Source organism: Sphingomonas sp. CFBP 13714 (assembly GCF_014842205.1).
GTDB lineage: Bacteria > Pseudomonadota > Alphaproteobacteria > Sphingomonadales > Sphingomonadaceae > Sphingomonas > Sphingomonas aerolata.
Window position 1 is genome coordinate 55,847 of sequence record NZ_JACYVG010000008.1, and the last position, 18,679, is coordinate 74,525.

The following is an 18,679-nucleotide window of genomic DNA, read 5'->3' on the forward strand; positions in this document are numbered from 1 at the left end:
GCCAAACAGGACAGCGCCCCGTAACCCTGGGTCCTGACTTTCGTCAGGATGACGAAGGGGGGGGCAGGGGGGCGGATAACCGAGGTGGGGGGGCGACCCCGGCCGCCCTCAAAGGACCAATCCACTGGCCAGCCAGTCCCGCCCAACCCACCCCAACCCCCCGCACGCCCCCCCGCACAGATCCCAGGTGTCCCACGCCGCAAATCCCGCTAGGGGCGGCCGGGTGATCGAACCCGTTCCCATCGCCACCGGCCCGGCGCCCGCCGATGCCCGCGCCGAGTTTCGCGCGCTGCTGCGGCTCGCCACGCCGCTGGTCGGGGCGAACCTGATCCAGATGGCGGTGTCCGCGGTCGACGTGATCTTCGTCGCGCGGCTCGGCACGGTCGATCTTGCCGCCGCGACGCTCGGCGTGTTCGTCTTCAACTTGCTGATGTTCGCGCTGATCGGGCTGACCAGCGCGGCGGCACCGCTAATCGCCGCCGAACTCGGCCGCCGCGCGCATGCCGTGCGCGAGGTCCGGCGCAGCGTGCGGATGGCGCTGTGGCTCGGCATCCTCGGTTCGCTCCCCGTCATCCTGGTCCTCACGCAGGGCGAAACGCTGATGCGGCTCGCCGGGCAGGACCCGGAGGTCGCGCGCCGCGCCGGCCGGTTCATGACGATCATCGCCTTTGCGCTGCTGCCCGGCGTGCTCGCGGGCGTCATGCGCACCGCCGCGGCGGCGCTCGGCCGGCCGGGCTGGGCGTTTCTCGTCACCGGGCTGTCGCTGCTCGTCGGGATCGCGGGCAACTGGCTGCTGGTGTTCGGCAATCTCGGCTTCCCCGCGCTCGGGCTGGAGGGCTCGGCGCTCGCCAGCGTCGCCAGCCTCGGCGTGATGATGATCGCGTATGGCGTGATCCTGACGACCGACCGGCGGCTGCGGCGCTTCCACCTGTTCGGCCGCTGGTGGCGGACCGAATGGTCGCGCTTCCACGAGATCGTCCGGCTCGGCACGCCGATCATGCTGACCTGGATCTTCGAGGGCGCGCTGTTCGGCGGCGCGGCACTGCTGATGGGGCTGATCGGCGTCGCGGAGGTCGCGGCGCATGCGATCGCGCTCAACATCGCCGCGATCGCGTTTCAGGTGCCGTTCGGCGTCGCGCAGGCGGCGACGATCCGCGTCGGCATGGCGTACGGCGCGCAGGACCGGGTCTGGATCACTCGCGCGGGCAATGTCGCGCTGGTCGTCGGGATCGGCTTCATGGCGGCCAGCGCACTGCTGATCTGGGCGGTGCCGCGGCTGATGATCGGCGTCTATGTCGATCCCGACCTGCCGCAGAACGCGGTCGTCGTCGCGCTCGCGCTGCGGTTCCTCGGCGTGGCCGCGGTGTTCCAGCTCGTCGACGGCGCGCAGGCGGTCGCGGCGGGCGTGCTGCGCGGGTTGCAGGATACCCGGACGCCGATGCTGATCGCGCTGTTCGGCTATTGGGTGATCGGCTTCGGCACCGCGATCCTGCTCGGCTTCCGCACGCCGCTTGCGGGCGAGGGGGTGTGGTGGGGGCTGTTCGCAGGGCTCGCGGTGGTGTCGGTGCTGCTGCTGTGGCGCTGGTCGCGGCGCGATCGGCTGGGGCTCGTCCTGACCCGCGGAATGTAACGATTGACGCGATTTTCGTTTGGACGCCCGTTGACGATGCCGGGGACGCGGCACATATGACGGCTGTTGGCACTCGATATCGTCGAGTGCCAGAAATCTGTCACAAACCTAAAGGACATGGATCCCATGAACTTTCGTCCGTTGCACGACCGCGTGCTGGTGAAGCGCCTCGAAGCCGAAGAGAAGACGGCTGGCGGCATCATCATCCCCGACACCGCCAAGGAAAAGCCGCAGGAAGGCGAAGTCGTCGCCATCGGCACCGGGACCCGCGCCGAGAACGGCACGATCACCCCGCTCGACGTCAAGGCTGGCGACAAGATCCTGTTCGGCAAGTGGTCGGGCACCGAGGTCAAGGTCGACGGCGAAGATCTGCTGATCATGAAGGAATCGGACATTCTGGGCATCGTCGGCTGACGCCGACGTGGCCTGGATCGGCTTTTAGAGCTGGTCCGGACCGCGCTCAAAAATACCGTTTTCGTCTCAACATTCACAACATTCGTTTGAAAGGGTAGCTGACATGGCTTCCAAGGACGTAAAATTCGGTCGTGACGCGCGCGAGCGCATCCTCCGCGGCGTCGACATCCTCGCCGACGCGGTCAAGGTGACCCTGGGGCCCAAGGGCCGCAACGTCGTCATCGACAAGAGCTTCGGCGCACCGCGCATCACCAAGGACGGCGTCACCGTTGCCAAGGAGATCGAGCTCAAGGACAAGTTCGAGAACATGGGCGCGCAGATGCTGCGCGAAGTGGCCTCGAAGACCAACGACATCGCCGGTGACGGCACGACCACCGCGACGGTCCTGGCGCAGGCCATCGTTCGCGAGGGCATGAAGTCGGTCGCAGCGGGCATGAACCCGATGGATCTGAAGCGCGGCATCGATCTCGCCGTCGTCAAGGTCGTCGAGGACGTCAAGGCGCGTTCGAAGCCGGTTTCGGGTTCGAAGGAAGTGGCGCAGGTCGGGATCATCTCGGCCAACGGCGACCGTGAAGTCGGCGAGAAGATCGCCGAAGCCATGGAGAAGGTCGGCAAGGAAGGCGTGATCACCGTCGAGGAAGCCAAGGGTCTCGAATTCGAGCTCGACGTCGTCGAAGGCATGCAGTTCGACCGCGGCTATCTCTCGCCCTACTTCATCACCAACCCCGAGAAGATGACCGTCGAGCTTCAGGATCCCTACATCCTGATCCACGAGAAGAAGCTGTCGAACCTGCAGGCGATGCTCCCGATCCTGGAAGCCGTCGTTCAGTCGGGTCGTCCGCTCCTGATCATCGCCGAGGACATCGAGGGTGAGGCACTCGCCACGCTCGTCGTCAACAAGCTGCGCGGTGGCCTGAAGGTCGCAGCGGTCAAGGCACCCGGCTTCGGCGATCGTCGCAAGGCGATGCTCGAGGACATCGCGATCCTGACCAAGGGCGAGATGATCTCGGAAGACCTCGGCATCAAGCTCGAGACCGTCACGCTCGGCATGCTCGGAACCGCCAAGCGCGTCACGATCGACAAGGACAACACCGTCATCGTCGACGGTGCCGGCGATCACGAGACGATCAAGGGCCGTACCGAAGCGATCCGTCGCCAGATCGAGAACACCACCAGCGACTATGACAAGGAGAAGCTCCAGGAGCGTCTTGCCAAGCTCGCCGGCGGCGTTGCCGTGATCAAGGTCGGCGGGTCTTCGGAAGTCGAAGTCAAGGAGCGCAAGGACCGCGTCGACGACGCGCTGCACGCAACCCGCGCAGCCGTCGAAGAGGGCATCGTCCCCGGTGGTGGTACGGCTTTGCTGTACGCGACCAAGGTGCTCGACGGCCTGACCGGTGCGAACGAGGACCAGACGCGCGGTATCGACATCGTCCGCAAGTCGCTGACCGCTCTGGTTCGCCAGATCGCGCAGAATGCGGGTCATGACGGTGCGGTGGTTTCGGGCAAGCTGCTCGACGGCAACGACTCGAACATCGGCTTCAACGCCGCGACCGACACCTACGAGAACCTGGTGGAAGCCGGCGTGATCGATCCGACCAAGGTCGTCCGCACCGCGCTGCAGAACGCGGCATCGGTCGCAGGCCTGCTGATCACGACCGAAGCGGCCGTGAGCGAAATGGCCGAAGACAAGCCCGCCATGCCCATGGGCGGCGGCGGCGGCATGGGTGGCATGGGCGGCATGGACTTCTGATCTTGGACCGGGGCAGGTCAACCTGCCCCGGACACAGGATCAGAACGGCCGGCGGGCTGGACGGCGAAAGCCTCCAGTCCCGTCCGACGAAAAGGGCCGGCTTTGCCGGTCCTCCGTTCCGACCAAGACGACCCAAAGCAAAAGGGCCGGGGAGCGATCCCCGGCCCTTTGTCCGTCCTCACTATTGCGAGAAGGCCTCAGCGGTTCTTCATCGCCGCGATCAGCTTCTTCACTTCCTGGCTGCGACCGCGCGGCATGATCAGCACGTCGTTGCCGCTCGCCACCACGATCAGGTCCTCGACCCCGACCAGCGCGACCTTGACGCCGTCGCTGCGCACCAGGCAGTTCTTGGTATCGATCGCCAGCACGCTGCCATCGCCATCGCCGCGATGCGCATTGCCGTCCGCGTCGCGCGCGCTGATCGCATGCAACGCGTCCCAGCTGCCAACGTCGTTCCACCCCATCGCCACCGGCACCACCGCGACGCGGTCGGCCTTTTCCATCACCGCATAGTCGATCGAATCATCGGGCGACGCGGCAAAGGCCTCGGCGTCGGGATAGATCCGCGTGCCTTCGCGGCGGGCGAGCTTCATCGCATCGGTCGTCGCGACCAGGATGCCGGGATCATGCTGAGCAAGGGCAGCGAGATAGGCATCGGCGCGGAACAGGAAGATGCCGCCATTCCAGGCATGATCGCCCGAAGCCAGCATCGCCTCCGCCTTGTCGAGCGGCGGCTTCTCGACGAAGCGCGCGACGCGGTGGACACCCGCAGCCAGCTCCTCGCCGACCTGGATCCAGCCATAGCCGGTTTCAGGCGCGTCGGGGGCGATGCCGAACGTCACCAGCCAGCCCTGCGCGACCATCGGCAGCGCCGCGGCGATCGCGGCGTGGAAGGCGGGCAGGTCGGCGATGACGTGATCGGACGGCATGACGAGCATCGCGTCGCCGCTGCCGGCACCGGTCTCGCCCGCGGCGATCGCCGCGAGTGCGATCGCGGGCGCGGTGTTGCGGCCCATCGGCTCGAGGATGAGCGCCTGTGCCTCGGCGCCTGCATCCTTCAGCTGCGCTTCGACCAGATCGGCATGCGCGGCGTTGGCGACGACGATCGGCGCCGCGAAGCGTTCGCCCTGTGCGCGGCCTGCCGTCAGCTGCAACATGGTCTGGTCCGCGGTCAGCGCGAGCATCTGCTTGGGCATTTCGGGACGCGACATCGGCCACAGCCGGGTGCCGGAACCGCCGGACAGAATCACGGGTATAATCGTTCGAACTGTCATGCGACCTCCACTCGGGAGACCGTATAACGACCAATCCGGGACTTCCAATCGCAAACCACCCCGCCAGCGCGCGGTCTTCAGCCTTTGTTTGCGAATTGGTGCAAAGAGACAGCTAGGTGTCGGGTGCGTTTACAGTCACCCTGTCGGGATCCCGCCGAACGATGATCAGGCTCTTCAAGCACTACGTCCCCTATGCGGTGCTGCTGCTCGGCATCGTCGACGCCGTGCTGCTGGTCGTGGCGGGGGAGATCGGCTGGGTCGTCCGTGCGCATCAGATCGGCATGGCGGTCGAGCCGATCCACACGCGCGTGCTCCAGCTCGCGACCTTCGCCGCGGCGTTGCAGATCGCGCTGGTCGCGGTCGGCGCCTATGGCGTCGCCTCCTTCCTGTCGCTGCGGTTCGCCGCCGCGCGGCTCGCGGTCGCCTTCTCGCTCGGCGTGATCTTCCAGTCGCTGATCTTCTTCCTGGTCCCCGCGCTCACCTTCTGGCGGTCGAACCTGCTCTATGCGACGCTGATCGCGGCCGTCCTGCTGGTGACGGTGCGCGCGGTGCTTGGCCGGCTGCTGGGTGGCGACACGTTCAAGCGACGAATCGTCGTGCTCGGCGCTGGCCATCGTGCCGCGCGGATCCTCGCGCTCTCGCAACAGCCCGGGATCAATTTCGTCGCGGCGGGCTTCGTCGCGATGGGCGAGGCGGAGGCGGTGGTCGACGGTGCGATTCCCCGCGCCGACATCCCGAACCTGGCGGCGCATATTGTCGACCTGAACGCGGGCGAAGTCGTCCTCGCGCTCGAAGAACGGCGCAACGCGCTGCCGCTCAAGGATCTGCTCCGTGTCCGCACGACTGGCGTTCAGGTCATCGAGATTTCGACCTTTCTCGAACGCGAAACCGGGCGGATCGATCTCAACAGCGTGAACCCGTCCTGGCTGATCTTTTCCGACGGTTTCGCCAGTGGCCGGATGCTGTCGAGCGTGTTCAAGCGCGCGTTCGACATCGTCGCCAGCCTGATCCTGCTCGCGGCCACGCTGCCGGTCATCCTGGTCACCGCGCTTGCGATCAAGCTCGAGTCGCGCGGCCCCGCCTTCTATCGCCAGCGGCGCGTCGGCCTCTACAATCAGGGGTTCGACATCCTGAAGCTCCGCTCGATGCGGCAGGATGCCGAGATTGCCGGCAAGGCGGTCTGGGCGGCGGAGGACGATCCCCGCATCACGCGGATCGGCCGTTTCATCCGCAAGGTCCGCATCGACGAACTGCCGCAGACCTGGACCGTGCTCCGCGGCGAGATGAGCTTTGTCGGCCCGCGCCCCGAACGGCCGCAATTCGTCGACGAACTCGAGACCCAGCTGCCTTATTATGCCGAGCGTCACATGGTGAAGCCGGGCATCACGGGCTGGGCGCAGATCAACTATCCCTACGGCGCATCGATCGAGGATGCGCGGCACAAGCTCGAATATGATCTCTATTACGCCAAGAATTATTCGCCCTTCCTCGACATGCTGATCCTTCTGCAGACGCTCCGGGTCGTCCTGTGGCCGACCGGCGCGCGCTGAGCGTGGCATGATCGCGCTGCTGATCCTGTGGGCGCACGCGCTGGCCGCGCTGCTGTTCGGCGCGCTCGTGTTCAGGCAGGCGCAGCGGCCCGCCGGCGGCTGGTCGAACGCGGCCTTTGTCGGCCCGCTCGTCCTGACGACGCTCTGGGCGCTGGCCGTGTCGGGCATAGACTTTCGCGATATTAGCACCCGGATCGCCGAAAGCGCGCGCACCATCGCCTGGCTCGGCTTCATGTTCGCGCTCGTACGCCGGGAACGGACCGGCAATCGTGCGCTGGGTGCTGTCTATGGCACCGTCGTGGCGATCACGGTGATCAGCGCGTTGCTCGCAGTCGTCGAACTGGTACCGATGGACGCCGATGCGCAGGCACAGACCGAGTCGGCGCGGCTGGTGTTCGGGATGATGGTGGCGATCAGCGCCCTGGTGCTGGTCCATCATCTGCATCAGGCAGCACGGGCCTCGCCCGACGCGGCGTGGCACGGCGGACGGCTGGTCGTGGTCGCGGTCACGATCATGTGGAGCGTCGATCTGCTGCTGGCTGTCAGCGCCTATGTCGCGCCGCGCTGGACGCCCGTGATCGTTGCCGCACGCGGTGTCGCGATGATCGGCATGGCGCTGCTCCTTCTCGTCGCGGTCACCCGTCGCGGCGACTGGACGTTCGCGGTGTCGCGGCGCGTCGCCACCCGGTCGCTCGGCGCGATCGCGGTGATCAGCTATGTCGGGATCACCGCGGTCGCGACCAGCGTCGCCGATGCCTATGGCGGCGAACATGCGCGGCTGATCCAGACCGCGATCATCTGCGGTGCGACCGCCGCGCTGTTCGGGCTGCTGGCGACGTCGTGGCTGCGCGCATGGGCGAAGGTGAAGATCGCCAAGCACCTGTTTCGCCATCGCTATGACTATCGCGCGGAGTGGCAGCGTTTCACCGAGACGCTGGGCGCACCGGGCGACGGCACCGCGCCGCTCGACGGACGGATCGTGAAGGCGGTGGCGGACCTGACCGACAGCCCGGGCGGTCTGTTGCTCGTCCCCGACGGCCTCGGCATGAGCAGCGCCGCCGCCTGGAACTGGGAGATGACGACGGCGCCGGCACCGATGTCGGATCGGGCGCTGGCCGAGCGTCTTCGTCTCAGCCCGCGGATCATCGAGCTCGACCCCGTACGACGCGGCACGGCGCCGGCGGAGGAAATCGCGAGCGTGCCGCACTGGCTCAGCGCGTGCCCCGCCGCCTGGGCGATCGTGCCTCTGGTGCATGGCGGTGCGCTGGTCGGCGCGATCATTCTTGCCCGTCCGCCGGTCGATCGCGCGCTGGACTGGGAGGATTTCGACCTGTTGCGGGTCGCGGGCCGGCAGGCGGCGAGCTACCTCGCCGAGGACCGCGCGCATGCAGCGCTCGCGGACGCGCAGCGGTTCGACGAATTCAACCGTCGCTTCGCGTTCATCCTGCACGACATCAAGAATCTCGTCAGCCAGTTGACGCTGGTCGCGCGCAACGCAGAGCGTCACGCCGACAATCCGGCGTTCCGCGTCGACATGGTCGCCACTCTTCAGGACTCAGCCGATCGCATGAACGCGCTGCTCGCCCGGCTTTCACAAACGCACGCGGCCCCCAGCGAGCCGTTCCAGCCGGTCGATGTCGCAGCACTGGTAAACCGCGTCGTCGGCACGCGTCGCGCACAGCATCCGATCGCGGCACAGGCGACCGGACAGGTGCTCGCCCGGGCGCAGGCGGCACGGCTCGAACAGGTGCTGGGCCACCTGATCCAGAATGCGATCGAAGCGAGCGACCGCGATGCTCCGATCGTCGTCGCGGTTGCGGCGAACGGCGCGACCATCGCGATCGACGTGATCGACCAGGGGTGCGGGATGAGCCCCGCTTTCGTCCGCCATCAGCTGTTCCGGCCGTTCGCCTCGTCCAAGCCGCTGGGGTTCGGGATCGGCGCGTTCGAGGCACTGCAACTGGTCGAGGCGATGGGGGGATCGCTCGATGTCTTCAGCCGGGAAGGTGAGGGGACGCGGTTCCGCATATCGTTGCCGGCGGCCGATGCGATGGAGGCGGCGGCATGAGCGCATCGGCATCCCCTGTGGAGGCGCGCCCGGTGCTTCTGATCGTCGAGGACGATCTCGGGCTGCAGCGACAGCTGCGCTGGGCGTATGAGGGCTATGAGATCGTCGTCGCCAGCGACCGCGCCACCGCGATCGAAGCGGTTCGTGCGCACGAACCCGCCGTCGTCACGCTCGATCTCGGCCTGCCACCCGATCCCGACGGCGTCACCGAAGGCTTTGCGACACTGCGCGAAATCCTCGCGCTGAAACCCGATACCAAGGTGATTATCGCCTCCGGGCACGGCGCCCGCGAAAGCGCGCTGCTCGCGATCGCGGAGGGGGCGTGGGATTTCTATGCCAAACCGATCGATATCGACGTGCTCGGGATGATCGTCGCACGTGCGTTCCACGTCCATGGCCTCGAGGCGGAGAACCGGCGGCTTGCGGCGCGGGTAGCAGCGAGCGGGACGGGATTTGGCGGCGTGATCGCTGCCTCGCCCGAAATGGCGCTGGTGACGCGGACGCTCGAACGGGTCGCGCCCGCCAATGTGGCGGTGATGCTGCTGGGCGCGAGCGGCACGGGCAAGGAAGTGCTCGCGCGCGGCATCCATGATGCGTCGCCGCGCGCGCGGGGCCGGTTCGTCGCGATCAACTGCGCGGCGATTCCCGAGACGTTGCTCGAAAGTGAACTGTTCGGCCATGAAAAGGGGGCGTTCACCGGCGCGATCAAGACCACCGAGGGCAAGATCGAGCAGGCCGCAGGCGGCACGCTGTTCCTCGACGAGATCGGCGACGTGCCCATGACGCTGCAGGTCAAGCTGTTGCGGTTCCTGCAGGAACGGGTGATCGAGCGGGTCGGCGGCCGCAAGGCGATCCCGGTCGACACGCGGATCGTCTGCGCGACGCATCAGGATGTCGACGCGATGGTCGCGACGGGCCGGTTCCGCGAGGATCTCTATTATCGGCTGGCGGAAATTGTTGTCCGGATCCCCTCATTAGCGGAGCGCAGCGGCGACGCGGCGCTGCTCGCGCGGCATTTTCTGGCGAAGTACGCCAAGACGATGAATGCCGGCGTAACCGGCCTCGCCCCCGATGCGCGCGCGGCGATCGATGGCTGGAGCTGGCCGGGCAATGTTCGCGAGCTCGAAAACCGGATCAAGCGCGCGGTGATCATGGCCGACGGCAAGCTGATTACCGCTGCCGATCTCGACCTCGGCGGTACCGCCGACACGGCCGATGGGCTCAACCTGCGGGCGGCGCGGGAGGTGGCGGATCGCAAGGCCATCCGTCGCGCGCTGAGCCGTGCCGGGGGCAATATCTCGAGCGCCTCCAGGCTGCTCGGGATCAGCCGGCCGACGCTGTACGATCTGCTCAAAAGCTATGATCTCCATGCGTGACCCGCGATATCCGCTGTTGCGCCGCAGACGCGCACCGCGGCGACGGCGTGTGTTCACGCGGAGCCATGCCCGTCTGCTGGCGATCGCGCTGCTCGTGGTGGCGGTCGCGGGGACGGCGACGCTGCTGACGCTGCGGCGCGATCCCCCCGATGCGCGACGCTTGCTCCGCGACGCGCGGATCACGCTGCAGTCGGGCAATTACAGCGCGGCCCGGTCCAATGCGCAGGCGGCGATCGCGGCGGCGCCGTCGAACGGGCCTGCGCATGTGGTCCTTGCACGCGCCCTGCTCGAACTGGGAGACGGGCTCGCAGCCGAGGCCGAACTGACCCGCGCGCGCGATGCAGGCATCGCGATCGCCACGCTCTACCCGTTCCAGGCGCAGGCGCGGCTGCTCCAGAATGACCCGGTCGGTGCGATCGAGGCGGCCGACCGCGCCGCACCGCGCCAGGCCGCCTATGCTCGCCGCATCCGCGCCGCCGCGCTGGCACTGCTCGGCAACGGCGCTGCAGCCCGCGTTGATCTTGGCCGCCTGGTGGCAGAGCAGCCTCGCGACGGGCGCAACTGGACTGCGCTCGGTCGCGTGGCGCTGGCTATCGGCGATGTCGGTACCGCCGCGGATGCTGCGACGCGCGCGGTCGCGCTGTTGCCGGATGAGCCCGCGGCGCTGACGTTGCAGGGCGAAATTGTCCGCCGGCGGTACGGCCTGGTCGCAGCACTCCCCTGGTTCGAGCGCGCGCTTGCACGCGATGCCTATTATCATCCGGCGCTGATCGAATATGCCGCCACGCTCGGTGATGCCGGGCGGTATCGCGCCATGCTGGCGGCGACGCGACGCGCGCAGCGGGCGCGACCCGGCAGCCCGCAGGCGCTGTATCTCCAGGCGGTGCTCGCGGCGCGCGCGGGCCGGACCGAACTCGCGCGCGGGTTGCTCCAGAAGACTGGCGGGGCGATCGACAGCATGCCCGGTGCGATCCTGCTCAGCGGTGTGCTCGACTATGCCGAGGGGCGGTTCGAACAGGCCGGCGCGATGTGGCGCGGTCTCGCGCGGCAACAGCCGCTCAACGTCAGCGTGCGCCGGCTGTTGGGCGCCGCGTTGCTGCGGTCGGGTGATCCGCGCGGGGCGCGGGAGGTGCTGAGGCCGATCGTCACCCGTGCGGACGCCGACAGCTATGCGCTCGTGCTTTTCGCGCGTGCGGCAGCCGCCACCGCAACGACGGATCGGGAGCGCGAGGGTGTGGCGCAGGATCTCGATCGCGCAAACCGCGGTGCCACCGGGATGGCGACGGCCTTCGCGATCGACGATCAGGTCGGCACGCTCGACGCGGCGATCCTGCAGGTTCCGGGGGATCCGGGCGCTCTGCTGGCGGCGATTCGCGGCCGGATTCAAGCGCGCGCGCCGGGTGATGCGCTTGCCCGCGCCCGCAACCTTGCGCGGGCAAGCCCCGGCGCGCCCGCCGCCCAGTCGACGCTGGGCGACACCTTCGCGGTGGCGGGGCGTTACGCGGACGCTGCACCGCTTTATGCGCGTGCTGCGGATCTCAGCTTCGACGAACCGACGATGCTGCGCCTGGTCGACGCGCTGAGCCGGGTCTCGCGCCAACGCGAGGCATCGACCGCGCTGGCCCTGTATCTTTCGCAAAATCCGCAGAGCCTGACCGGCCAGCGAATCCTTGGCCATTGGCACGTGATGGCGGGCAACTGGACCGCCGCGATCGATACGCTCGAAGCGGTGCGCCGGCGGATCGGCAATCGTGACGCGGGGCTGCTGACCGATCTCGCGCGCGCCTATGCCGGGGCGGCGCCGCGTGACGGCGCAGATACGGCTGCGCTTCGCTATGCGCGCGCCGCCCATGCGCTTGCGCCGATGAATGCAGCGGCGACCGACGCCTATGGCATCGCGCTGGCGGGCGTGGGCAAGCTGGACGGTGCGCGGCAGGTGCTGACCAAGGCGGTGGCGCTGGCCCCCGGGGATCGCGCCATCGCCAGCCATCTCGCCGAGCTCCGTTAGACCTTGTCGCACGGCGGCGGTGCCGTCATGACCGCGCGATGACCGACCCGCTCGACAGGATCGCCGCCGCCCTCGAACGCCTCTCGCCGCCGCCGCCGCCAGTAGCGGACTGTCTGGCGTTTCCCGCCTATGTGTGGCGCAACCGGGCGCTTGTCCCGATCCGCGGTTTCGCCCCGCTGCCGCTCGATCTGCTGATCGGCATCGATCGGCAGAAGCATCTGCTGCTGGAGATGGTCCGGCGTGTCGCCAGCGGTCACGCGGCGCATGACGTCCTGCTATGGGGCGCGCGCGGTACCGGTAAATCGGCGCTGGTGAAAAGCGTTGTCGCCGCGGTCCAGGCCGAACAGGGCAATGTCGCGCTGATCGAGATCGCCGACATGACCGCGCTGCCGGACCTGTTTGCGATGCTGGCGCCCGTTGACCGCGCCTTCATCGTCTTCGTCGACGATCTCGGCATCGATACTCCGTCCGAGGCGCGTGTGCTGCGATCCGTGCTCGAAGGCGGTGCAGAGCCACGTCCCACCAATGTGCGTCTGGCCGTGACGGCGAACCGCCGGCATCTGGCGCCACGCGATATCGCCGAACAGGAAAGCACCATCAATCCCCGCGATTCGATCGACGACCAGCTTGCGCTTGCGGATCGGTTCGGGCTGAGTCTGGGGTTTCATGCCGTCGATCAGGACGGCTATCTGGCGATCGTCGCGGGCTATGCGGCGCTACACGATCTGCCATTTCGGCCCGACGAGGCCCTGACATGGGCAACGCAGCGGGGAAGTCGTTCCGGGCGTGTTGGCTGGCAGTATATCGTTGATCTAGCGGGGCGGTCCGGGCGCGCGATCAGCAAATAACGTAAAAAGGGCCGGCGCCGAAGCGCCGACCCTCAGAACAGCTTAGTTGCTGTCCGAATCGTTGTCGTTGTCGTCCTTGACGATGGCGACAACGCCAATCGCAACGACGCCAGCTGCGATCAGGCCGGCGATCACGCCAGCGCCTGCAGCCTTGTTCTTGCCGGTCGTTGCCGAACCGACGCGTGCCTTCGAAACCGACAGGCTCGACGCAGGGTTGGCAGGCGCAGCAACGGCTGCAACCGACGTGGACATCATAGCGATAGCGAGCGCGCTACCGGTCAGGTTCTTCAGCTTCATAAGACTCTCCAAAACGTACAATGGCGGGATGCTGCAACGCAGTAACATGTGTCAAGTTCCAAATGGTTCGGAACGGTTTAGCTGCCGCTATTCGCCAACCTGCTCAGCCAGCTCCAGCCAGCGGAGTTCCGCGGCCTCTTTTTCGGCGCGCGCCGCCTCGATCGCGGCGGTCAGCCTGGCGAAGGTTGCATTGTCGCGCATGTACAGGTTCGGCGCGGCAAGCTTTGCGGCATCGCTAGCGATCTGGGCGTCGAGCGCCTCGATCCGCTTGGGGAGCAGCTCATAATCGCGCTGATCCTTGTAGGTCAGTTTCGCGCGCGGCGCGGGGGCCGGCGGGGCGGTCGCGGCGACCTTCTTGGAGGCCCGCTTGCCGCTGGTCTGGGTCGCACGGCGCTTTTCCCAATCCTCGTATCCGCCGGCGACGACATCCACGGTTCCGGATCCATCGAGCCCAAGCGTGATCGTCACGGTCCGGTCGAGAAAGTCGCGGTCATGGCTGACGATCAGGACGGTGCCGTCATAATCGCCGATCACCTCCTGCAACAGGTCGAGCGTTTCGAGGTCGAGATCGTTGGTCGGCTCGTCGAGCACGAGCAGGTTCGACGGCTTGGCGAATTCGCGCGCGAGCAGCAGTCGCGATCGCTCGCCACCCGACAGCGACCCGATCTTGGCGTCCACCATGTTCGGGTCGAACAGGAATTCCTTGAGATACCCGTGGATGTGCTTGCGCACACCAAGCACGTCGATCCATTCGCCGCCATCGACGACGACCTCGCGGACCGTCTTTTCAGGCGCCATCAGGCTGCGCTGCTGGTCGATCACGACCGCGTCGAGCGTCTGGGCGAGCTTGATCGAGCCGCTGTCGGGCTGGATCTCGCCGGTCAGCAGCTTCAACAGCGTCGACTTGCCCGCGCCGTTGCGGCCGACGATACCGATCCGGTCGCCGCGCGTGACGCGCAGCGTCAGGTCGCCGATGATTGTCCGGTCCCCATACGCCTTGGTGACGTTCTTGGCGTCGATCACCACCTTCGACTTGGTGTCGTCGCTGCCCGTCACGAGATTGGCGGAGCCCTGCGGTCCGACCATCGACGCGCGTTCGGCACGCATCTCGTGCAGCTTGGTCAGGCGGCCCTGGTTGCGCTTGCGGCGCCCGGTGACGCCGCGCAGCAGCCAATGTTCCTCCAGTTTCAGGCGTGCGTCGAGCTTCTCGGCCTGGCGCTGTTCCTCGGCATAGACCTGTTCGGTCCACGCCTCGAATCCGCCGAAACCGATCTCCGCACGCCGGATCGCGCCGCGGTCGAGCCACAGGGTCTGCTTGGTGAGACGCGTCAGGAAGGTACGGTCATGGCTGATAACGACGAACGCGCCGCGGAAGCGCTTGAGCCAGTCTTCGATCCATTCGATTGCGCCGATGTCGAGATGGTTGGTCGGTTCGTCGAGCAGCAGCACGTCGGGGTCCTGCGCCAGCGCACGGACGATCGCCGCGCGGCGGCGCTCGCCACCCGACGCGGATGTGGCTTCACGCGACAGATCGATGCCGAGCTGGTCGGCGATCGAGTCGGCTTCGTAGCTGACCGGCGCATCGTCGCCGCCCATCACGTAATCGCGCAGGGTCGCAAAGCCGCGCAGGTCGGGCTCCTGTTCGAGGATCACGACCCGGGTGCCCGGGACGATCGTCCGGCGGCCCTCATCGCCCTCGATGCTGCCGCCGAGCAGCTTGAGCAAGGTCGTCTTGCCCGCGCCGTTGCGCCCGATCAGCGCGAGGCGATCGCGCGGACCGATATGGATATCGAGGTTGCGAAAAAGCCATCCAGAACCCTGGACAAGGCCGAGGCCTTCGAATGCGAGAATAGGTGCTGCCATGTCCGGGTCACCTAGGGTCGCCGGGTGATGCAGGCAAGTTACACTATGCTGTCGTCCTGCTGTCGCCCTCATTCACAGGCTGTTCAATGCGCCGGGCCTATGCCACCTCCATGAAGATGCTGCTAATCCTGACAACTCTTGCTGCTTTCCCGATGCTGACGCCGTTGGCGGCGGGCGTTGCGGTGGCGCAGGCGCCCGATCAGCGACATGGCGACCAGCGTTCCGCCTTCGAAGCGCGCAGGACCGGCCGGTCGCTGTCGCTGCGCGAGATCGAGGCGCGGGTGATGCCGATGATGCAGGGCGCGCAGTATCTCGGCTTCGACTATGATGCGGGCAGCGGCATTTACACGCTGAAGTTCCTGCGCAATGGCAATGTGATCTGGGTCGACGTCGATGGCCGGACCGGCCAGATCATCGGCCGCACCGGCCAATAGCCCGGCCGCGAGCAATTCAAGCGAGAGGATTATCATGCGCGTTCTGATCGTCGAGGACGAGCCGAATCTCGGGGCTCAGCTCAAGAATACCCTCGAGGGCGCCGGCTATGCGATCGACCTCGCAGTCGATGGCGAAGAGGGGCATTTCCTGGGTTCGACCGAGAATTACGACGCGGTCGTGCTCGACCTCGGCCTGCCCGAGATCGACGGCCTCACCGTGCTCGACCGCTGGCGCAAGGAGGGCAAGGTCATGCCCGTCCTCGTGCTGACCGCGCGCGACAGCTGGTCCGACAAGGTCGCCGGGCTCGATGCGGGCGCCGACGACTATGTGGCAAAGCCGTTCCAGAGCGAGGAGCTGATTGCGCGCCTGCGGGCGCTGATCCGCCGTGCGAGTGGCAACGCCTCGTCCGAGCTGACCGCCGGTGACATCCGCCTCGACACGCGCAGCGGCAAGGTGACGCGTGCGGGCGAGCCGGTAAAGCTGACCGCGCAGGAATATAAGCTGCTGAGCTATCTGCTGCACCATAAGGGCAAGGTCGTCAGCCGCACCGAGCTGATCGAGCATATCTACGACCAGGATTTCGATCGCGATTCGAACACGATCGAGGTGTTCGTGACGCGTATCCGCAAGAAGCTGGGTCAGGACGTGATCACGACGATCCGCGGGCTTGGCTACAGCCTCGAAGATCCCGACGCCTGACCGACATGATTGCGCCGGATAGCTGATGAACACGCCCCCGCTGGCTGCCGACCTGCCGCTTCACGTGCAGGCCCGGGCAAAGGGATCGCTGTCGGGACGCATGATCCTGATCGCCGCGGTGTGGATCACGGTGCTGTTGGGGGCGGGCGGGTTCGCGCTCGACCGTGTCCTATCGAGCGCGGTGACGCGCAATTTCGACGATCAGCTGGAGTATGTCCTCCGTTCGCTGCTGAGTTCGTCCGAGATCGGGCCCGAGGGCGAGGTGATCTTCACGCGCGAAGCCGCCGCCGACCAGCGGTTCCTCGAGCCCGGTTCCGGCCTGTACTGGCAGGTATCGGGCCGGGGGCGCGAGGATTTCCCATCACGCTCGCTCTGGGACCGGCGGCTGGCGTTCGGGTCGTCGCATGACGATCTGAACGTACATTTCTACGACAGCAAACAGTTTCGCGACGAATCGCTGCGGGTCGTCGAACGCGACGTCGTCCTGCCCGGATCGAAGATCCACTGGCGCTTCCAGGTCGCGCAGGCTCGCGAAGGGCTCGATGCGCAGATCACGACGCTGCGGCGCACGCTGGTTCGCAGCTTCGCGCTGCTTGGGCTAGGCCTGATCATCATGGCCGCGATGCAGACGTTCTACGGACTCTGGCCGCTGCGCCGTGTCCGCGAGGAGATTGCGCGGATGCGCGCCGGCCAATCCAACCGGGTGGGCAGCGCGATGCCGATCGAGGTCGCGCCGATGGTCGAGGAACTGAACGCGCTGATCGAGCATAACGAACGTCAGGCCGAGGAGGCGCGGCGGCATGCGGGCAATCTCGCGCATGCGCTGAAGACCCCGCTGACCGTGATCATGAACGCCGCGACTGCGCAATCGGACGATCTGGCCGATACCGTCATTCGTGAAGCGCGGACGATGCGGCGCCAGGTCGATCATCACCTCGCGCGTGCGCGTGCGGTCGGCCGGCGCGGCTCCGCGCATAGCCGCGCCGATGTCTGGCCGAGCCTCGAATCGGTCGAACGTGCTGTCGCCCGTCTGTATCGGCATGTCCGGATCGACATTACCGGCGACAAGACGCTCAAGGTCCATGTCGAACGCCAGGATCTCGACGAGATGCTCGGCAATCTGATCGAGAACGCCGCGAAATATGGCGGTGGCAGCGTCTTCGTGACGGTCGGCGCGCAGGCCGGGTTCGTCGAGTTCCTGGTCGAAGACGACGGCGTCGGGATCCCTGAGGAACAGCGCGTCCGCATCTTCGATCGCGGCGTGCGGCTCGATACGGGCAAGCCGGGAACGGGGCTGGGGCTCGCGATCGTCCGCGACGTCGCCGAGATCTACGAGGGCACGGTCGGGCTCGAGGAGAGTGAGGACCTCGGCGGACTCATGGTCCGCCTGAGACTGCCCGCCGCGAGCTGATCAGGCCGCGATCTTCAGTTCCTGCATCACGTCGGCGGTGATCGACAGGCTCCGCTTGCGCGCTTCGTGGTCGAAGATCGCACTCGTCACCATCAGCTCGTCGACGCCGGTACGCTCGACGAACGCAGCGATCCCGCGCGCGACCTTGGCCGGGCTGCCCACGGCCGAGCATTGCAGGACATGGTCGAGAATCTGGTTGCCCTGCGCGCCAAGCGATTCGCGATAGCCCGCGACCGGCGGCGGCAACTGACGCGGATTACCGGTACGGAGCGCGACGAACGACTGCTGCTGCGAACTGGCGAGCAGTTCGGCCTCGGCATCTGTATCGGCCGCGAAGATGTTGAAGCCCGCCATGACGTGGGGCTTTACCAGCCGTGCCGAGGGGCGGAAATCCCGACGATAGATGGCGAGGGCCGCATCGAGCGCATCGGGCGCAAAATGCGACGCAAAGGCATATGGTAGGCCGAGTGCGGCGGCGAGCTGCGCACCGAAGGTGCTGGAGCCGAGAATCCACATCTCAACATGCGCGCCCGCGCCCGGCGTCGCGACGATCCCGGTCTGGCCGTCATTGGCGAAATAGCTCTGCAGCTCCATCACGTCCTGCGGGAAGGCGTTGGCGTCGGTTTCGAGCGTGCGGCGCATCGCGCGGGCCACCCTCTGGTCCGAGCCGGGCGCGCGGCCGAGGCCGAGGTCGATCCGGCCGGGGAACAGCGCGTCGAGCGTCCCGAACTGCTCGGCGATCACCAGCGGGGCGTGGTTGGGGAGCATGATGCCGCCCGATCCGACGCGTATCGTACTGGTCGCGGCGGCGATATGCGCGATCACGACCGCAGTGGCGGCGGAGGCAATACCGGTCATGCCGTGATGTTCGGCAACCCAGTAACGCTGAAATCCGACGCTCTCGGCATGGCGCGCGAGATCGGCCGCGTTGGCGAGCGACTGTGAAACGGTGCCGCCTTGGACGACGGGGACGAGATCGAGCAGGGAATAGCGTGTCATGCACTGGATATAGGTACCGAGCGGTAGCTTATCCAGTGTCCGCCAAATTTGCTGCGT

Annotated in this window: 15 protein-coding genes; 11 read left to right on the forward strand and 4 right to left on the reverse strand. The window is 67.0% G+C overall.

Features of this window, described 5'->3' with window-relative positions:
• Positions 1-223: 223 nt before the first annotated feature.
• The 3 genes from IFT54_RS16930 (at position 224) to groL (ending at position 3,794) form a co-directional block, all read left to right on the forward strand.
• Positions 224-1,630: an MATE family efflux transporter gene (locus IFT54_RS16930; RefSeq protein ID WP_342354853.1), complete on the forward strand. Its 1,407-nt coding sequence runs from the start codon at positions 224-226 to the stop codon at positions 1,628-1,630.
• Positions 1,631-1,756: 126 nt separating this feature from the next.
• Positions 1,757-2,044: a co-chaperone GroES gene (gene groES, locus IFT54_RS16935; protein ID WP_031394281.1), complete on the forward strand. Its 288-nt coding sequence runs from the start codon at positions 1,757-1,759 to the stop codon at positions 2,042-2,044.
• A 103-nt stretch (positions 2,045-2,147) separates the two neighbouring features.
• Positions 2,148-3,794 carry a chaperonin GroEL gene (groL, locus tag IFT54_RS16940; RefSeq protein ID WP_031394280.1) on the forward strand — a complete coding sequence of 549 codons (1,647 nt, stop codon included), beginning with the start codon at positions 2,148-2,150 and terminating at the stop codon, positions 3,792-3,794.
• Between the two features lie 197 nt (positions 3,795-3,991).
• Here the strand turns inward: groL and IFT54_RS16945 are convergent, their stop codons facing one another.
• Positions 3,992-5,068: a mannose-1-phosphate guanylyltransferase/mannose-6-phosphate isomerase gene (locus tag IFT54_RS16945; RefSeq protein ID WP_107931531.1), complete on the reverse strand. Its 1,077-nt coding sequence runs from the start codon at positions 5,066-5,068 to the stop codon at positions 3,992-3,994.
• 161 nt (positions 5,069-5,229) lie between these two features.
• Here IFT54_RS16945 and IFT54_RS16950 point away from each other — a divergent pair, with 161 nt between their 5' ends.
• Genes IFT54_RS16950 through IFT54_RS16970 form a run of 5 tightly spaced genes read left to right on the forward strand, consistent with a single transcriptional unit; the run spans position 5,230 to position 12,918 of the window.
• Positions 5,230-6,618 carry a TIGR03013 family XrtA/PEP-CTERM system glycosyltransferase gene (locus IFT54_RS16950; RefSeq protein WP_192071475.1) on the forward strand — a complete coding sequence of 463 codons (1,389 nt, stop codon included), beginning with the start codon at positions 5,230-5,232 and terminating at the stop codon, positions 6,616-6,618.
• 7 nt (positions 6,619-6,625) lie between these two features.
• Positions 6,626-8,686, forward strand: a complete 2,061-nt coding sequence (prsK, locus tag IFT54_RS16955) for an XrtA/PEP-CTERM system histidine kinase PrsK (RefSeq protein ID WP_192071476.1) — start codon at positions 6,626-6,628, stop codon at positions 8,684-8,686.
• Positions 8,683-10,062, forward strand: coding sequence for a PEP-CTERM-box response regulator transcription factor (prsR, locus tag IFT54_RS16960; protein WP_192071477.1), 1,380 nt, complete (start codon positions 8,683-8,685; stop codon positions 10,060-10,062). Before prsK ends, prsR begins: the two co-directional genes overlap by 4 nt.
• Entirely contained in the window at positions 10,055-12,070 is a 2,016-nt protein-coding gene (locus IFT54_RS16965) for a tetratricopeptide repeat protein (protein WP_192071478.1), read from the forward strand. Before prsR ends, IFT54_RS16965 begins: the two co-directional genes overlap by 8 nt.
• Before the next feature lie 38 nt (positions 12,071-12,108).
• The gene (locus IFT54_RS16970; protein WP_192071479.1) at positions 12,109-12,918 is read left to right on the forward strand and encodes an ATP-binding protein; all 810 of its coding nucleotides are present in this window, start codon (positions 12,109-12,111) and stop codon (positions 12,916-12,918) included.
• Positions 12,919-12,960: 42 nt separating this feature from the next.
• Here the strand turns inward: IFT54_RS16970 and IFT54_RS16975 are convergent, their stop codons facing one another.
• On the reverse strand, positions 12,961-13,215 hold the full coding sequence (locus tag IFT54_RS16975; protein WP_031393487.1) for a hypothetical protein: 255 nt from the start codon (positions 13,213-13,215) through the stop codon (positions 12,961-12,963).
• Between the two features lie 87 nt (positions 13,216-13,302).
• The gene (locus tag IFT54_RS16980) at positions 13,303-15,078 is read right to left on the reverse strand and encodes an ABC-F family ATP-binding cassette domain-containing protein (protein WP_192071480.1); all 1,776 of its coding nucleotides are present in this window, start codon (positions 15,076-15,078) and stop codon (positions 13,303-13,305) included.
• 110 nt (positions 15,079-15,188) lie between these two features.
• Here IFT54_RS16980 and IFT54_RS16985 point away from each other — a divergent pair, with 110 nt between their 5' ends.
• From IFT54_RS16985 to IFT54_RS16995, 3 genes are all read left to right on the forward strand, one after another.
• Positions 15,189-15,512, forward strand: a complete 324-nt coding sequence (locus IFT54_RS16985; protein ID WP_192071481.1) for a hypothetical protein — start codon at positions 15,189-15,191, stop codon at positions 15,510-15,512.
• A gap of 34 nt (positions 15,513-15,546) precedes the next feature.
• Positions 15,547-16,212 (forward strand): response regulator transcription factor, encoded by a 666-nt coding sequence (locus IFT54_RS16990; RefSeq protein ID WP_031393490.1) that lies wholly within the window; start codon positions 15,547-15,549, stop codon positions 16,210-16,212.
• Positions 16,213-16,312: 100 nt separating this feature from the next.
• Positions 16,313-17,623: a sensor histidine kinase gene (locus tag IFT54_RS16995; RefSeq protein WP_031440086.1), complete on the forward strand. Its 1,311-nt coding sequence runs from the start codon at positions 16,313-16,315 to the stop codon at positions 17,621-17,623.
• Here IFT54_RS16995 and IFT54_RS17000 read toward each other — a convergent pair whose 3' ends face one another.
• Positions 17,624-18,622 (reverse strand): LLM class flavin-dependent oxidoreductase, encoded by a 999-nt coding sequence (locus IFT54_RS17000; RefSeq protein ID WP_192071482.1) that lies wholly within the window; start codon positions 18,620-18,622, stop codon positions 17,624-17,626.
• Positions 18,623-18,679: the final 57 nt, after the last annotated feature.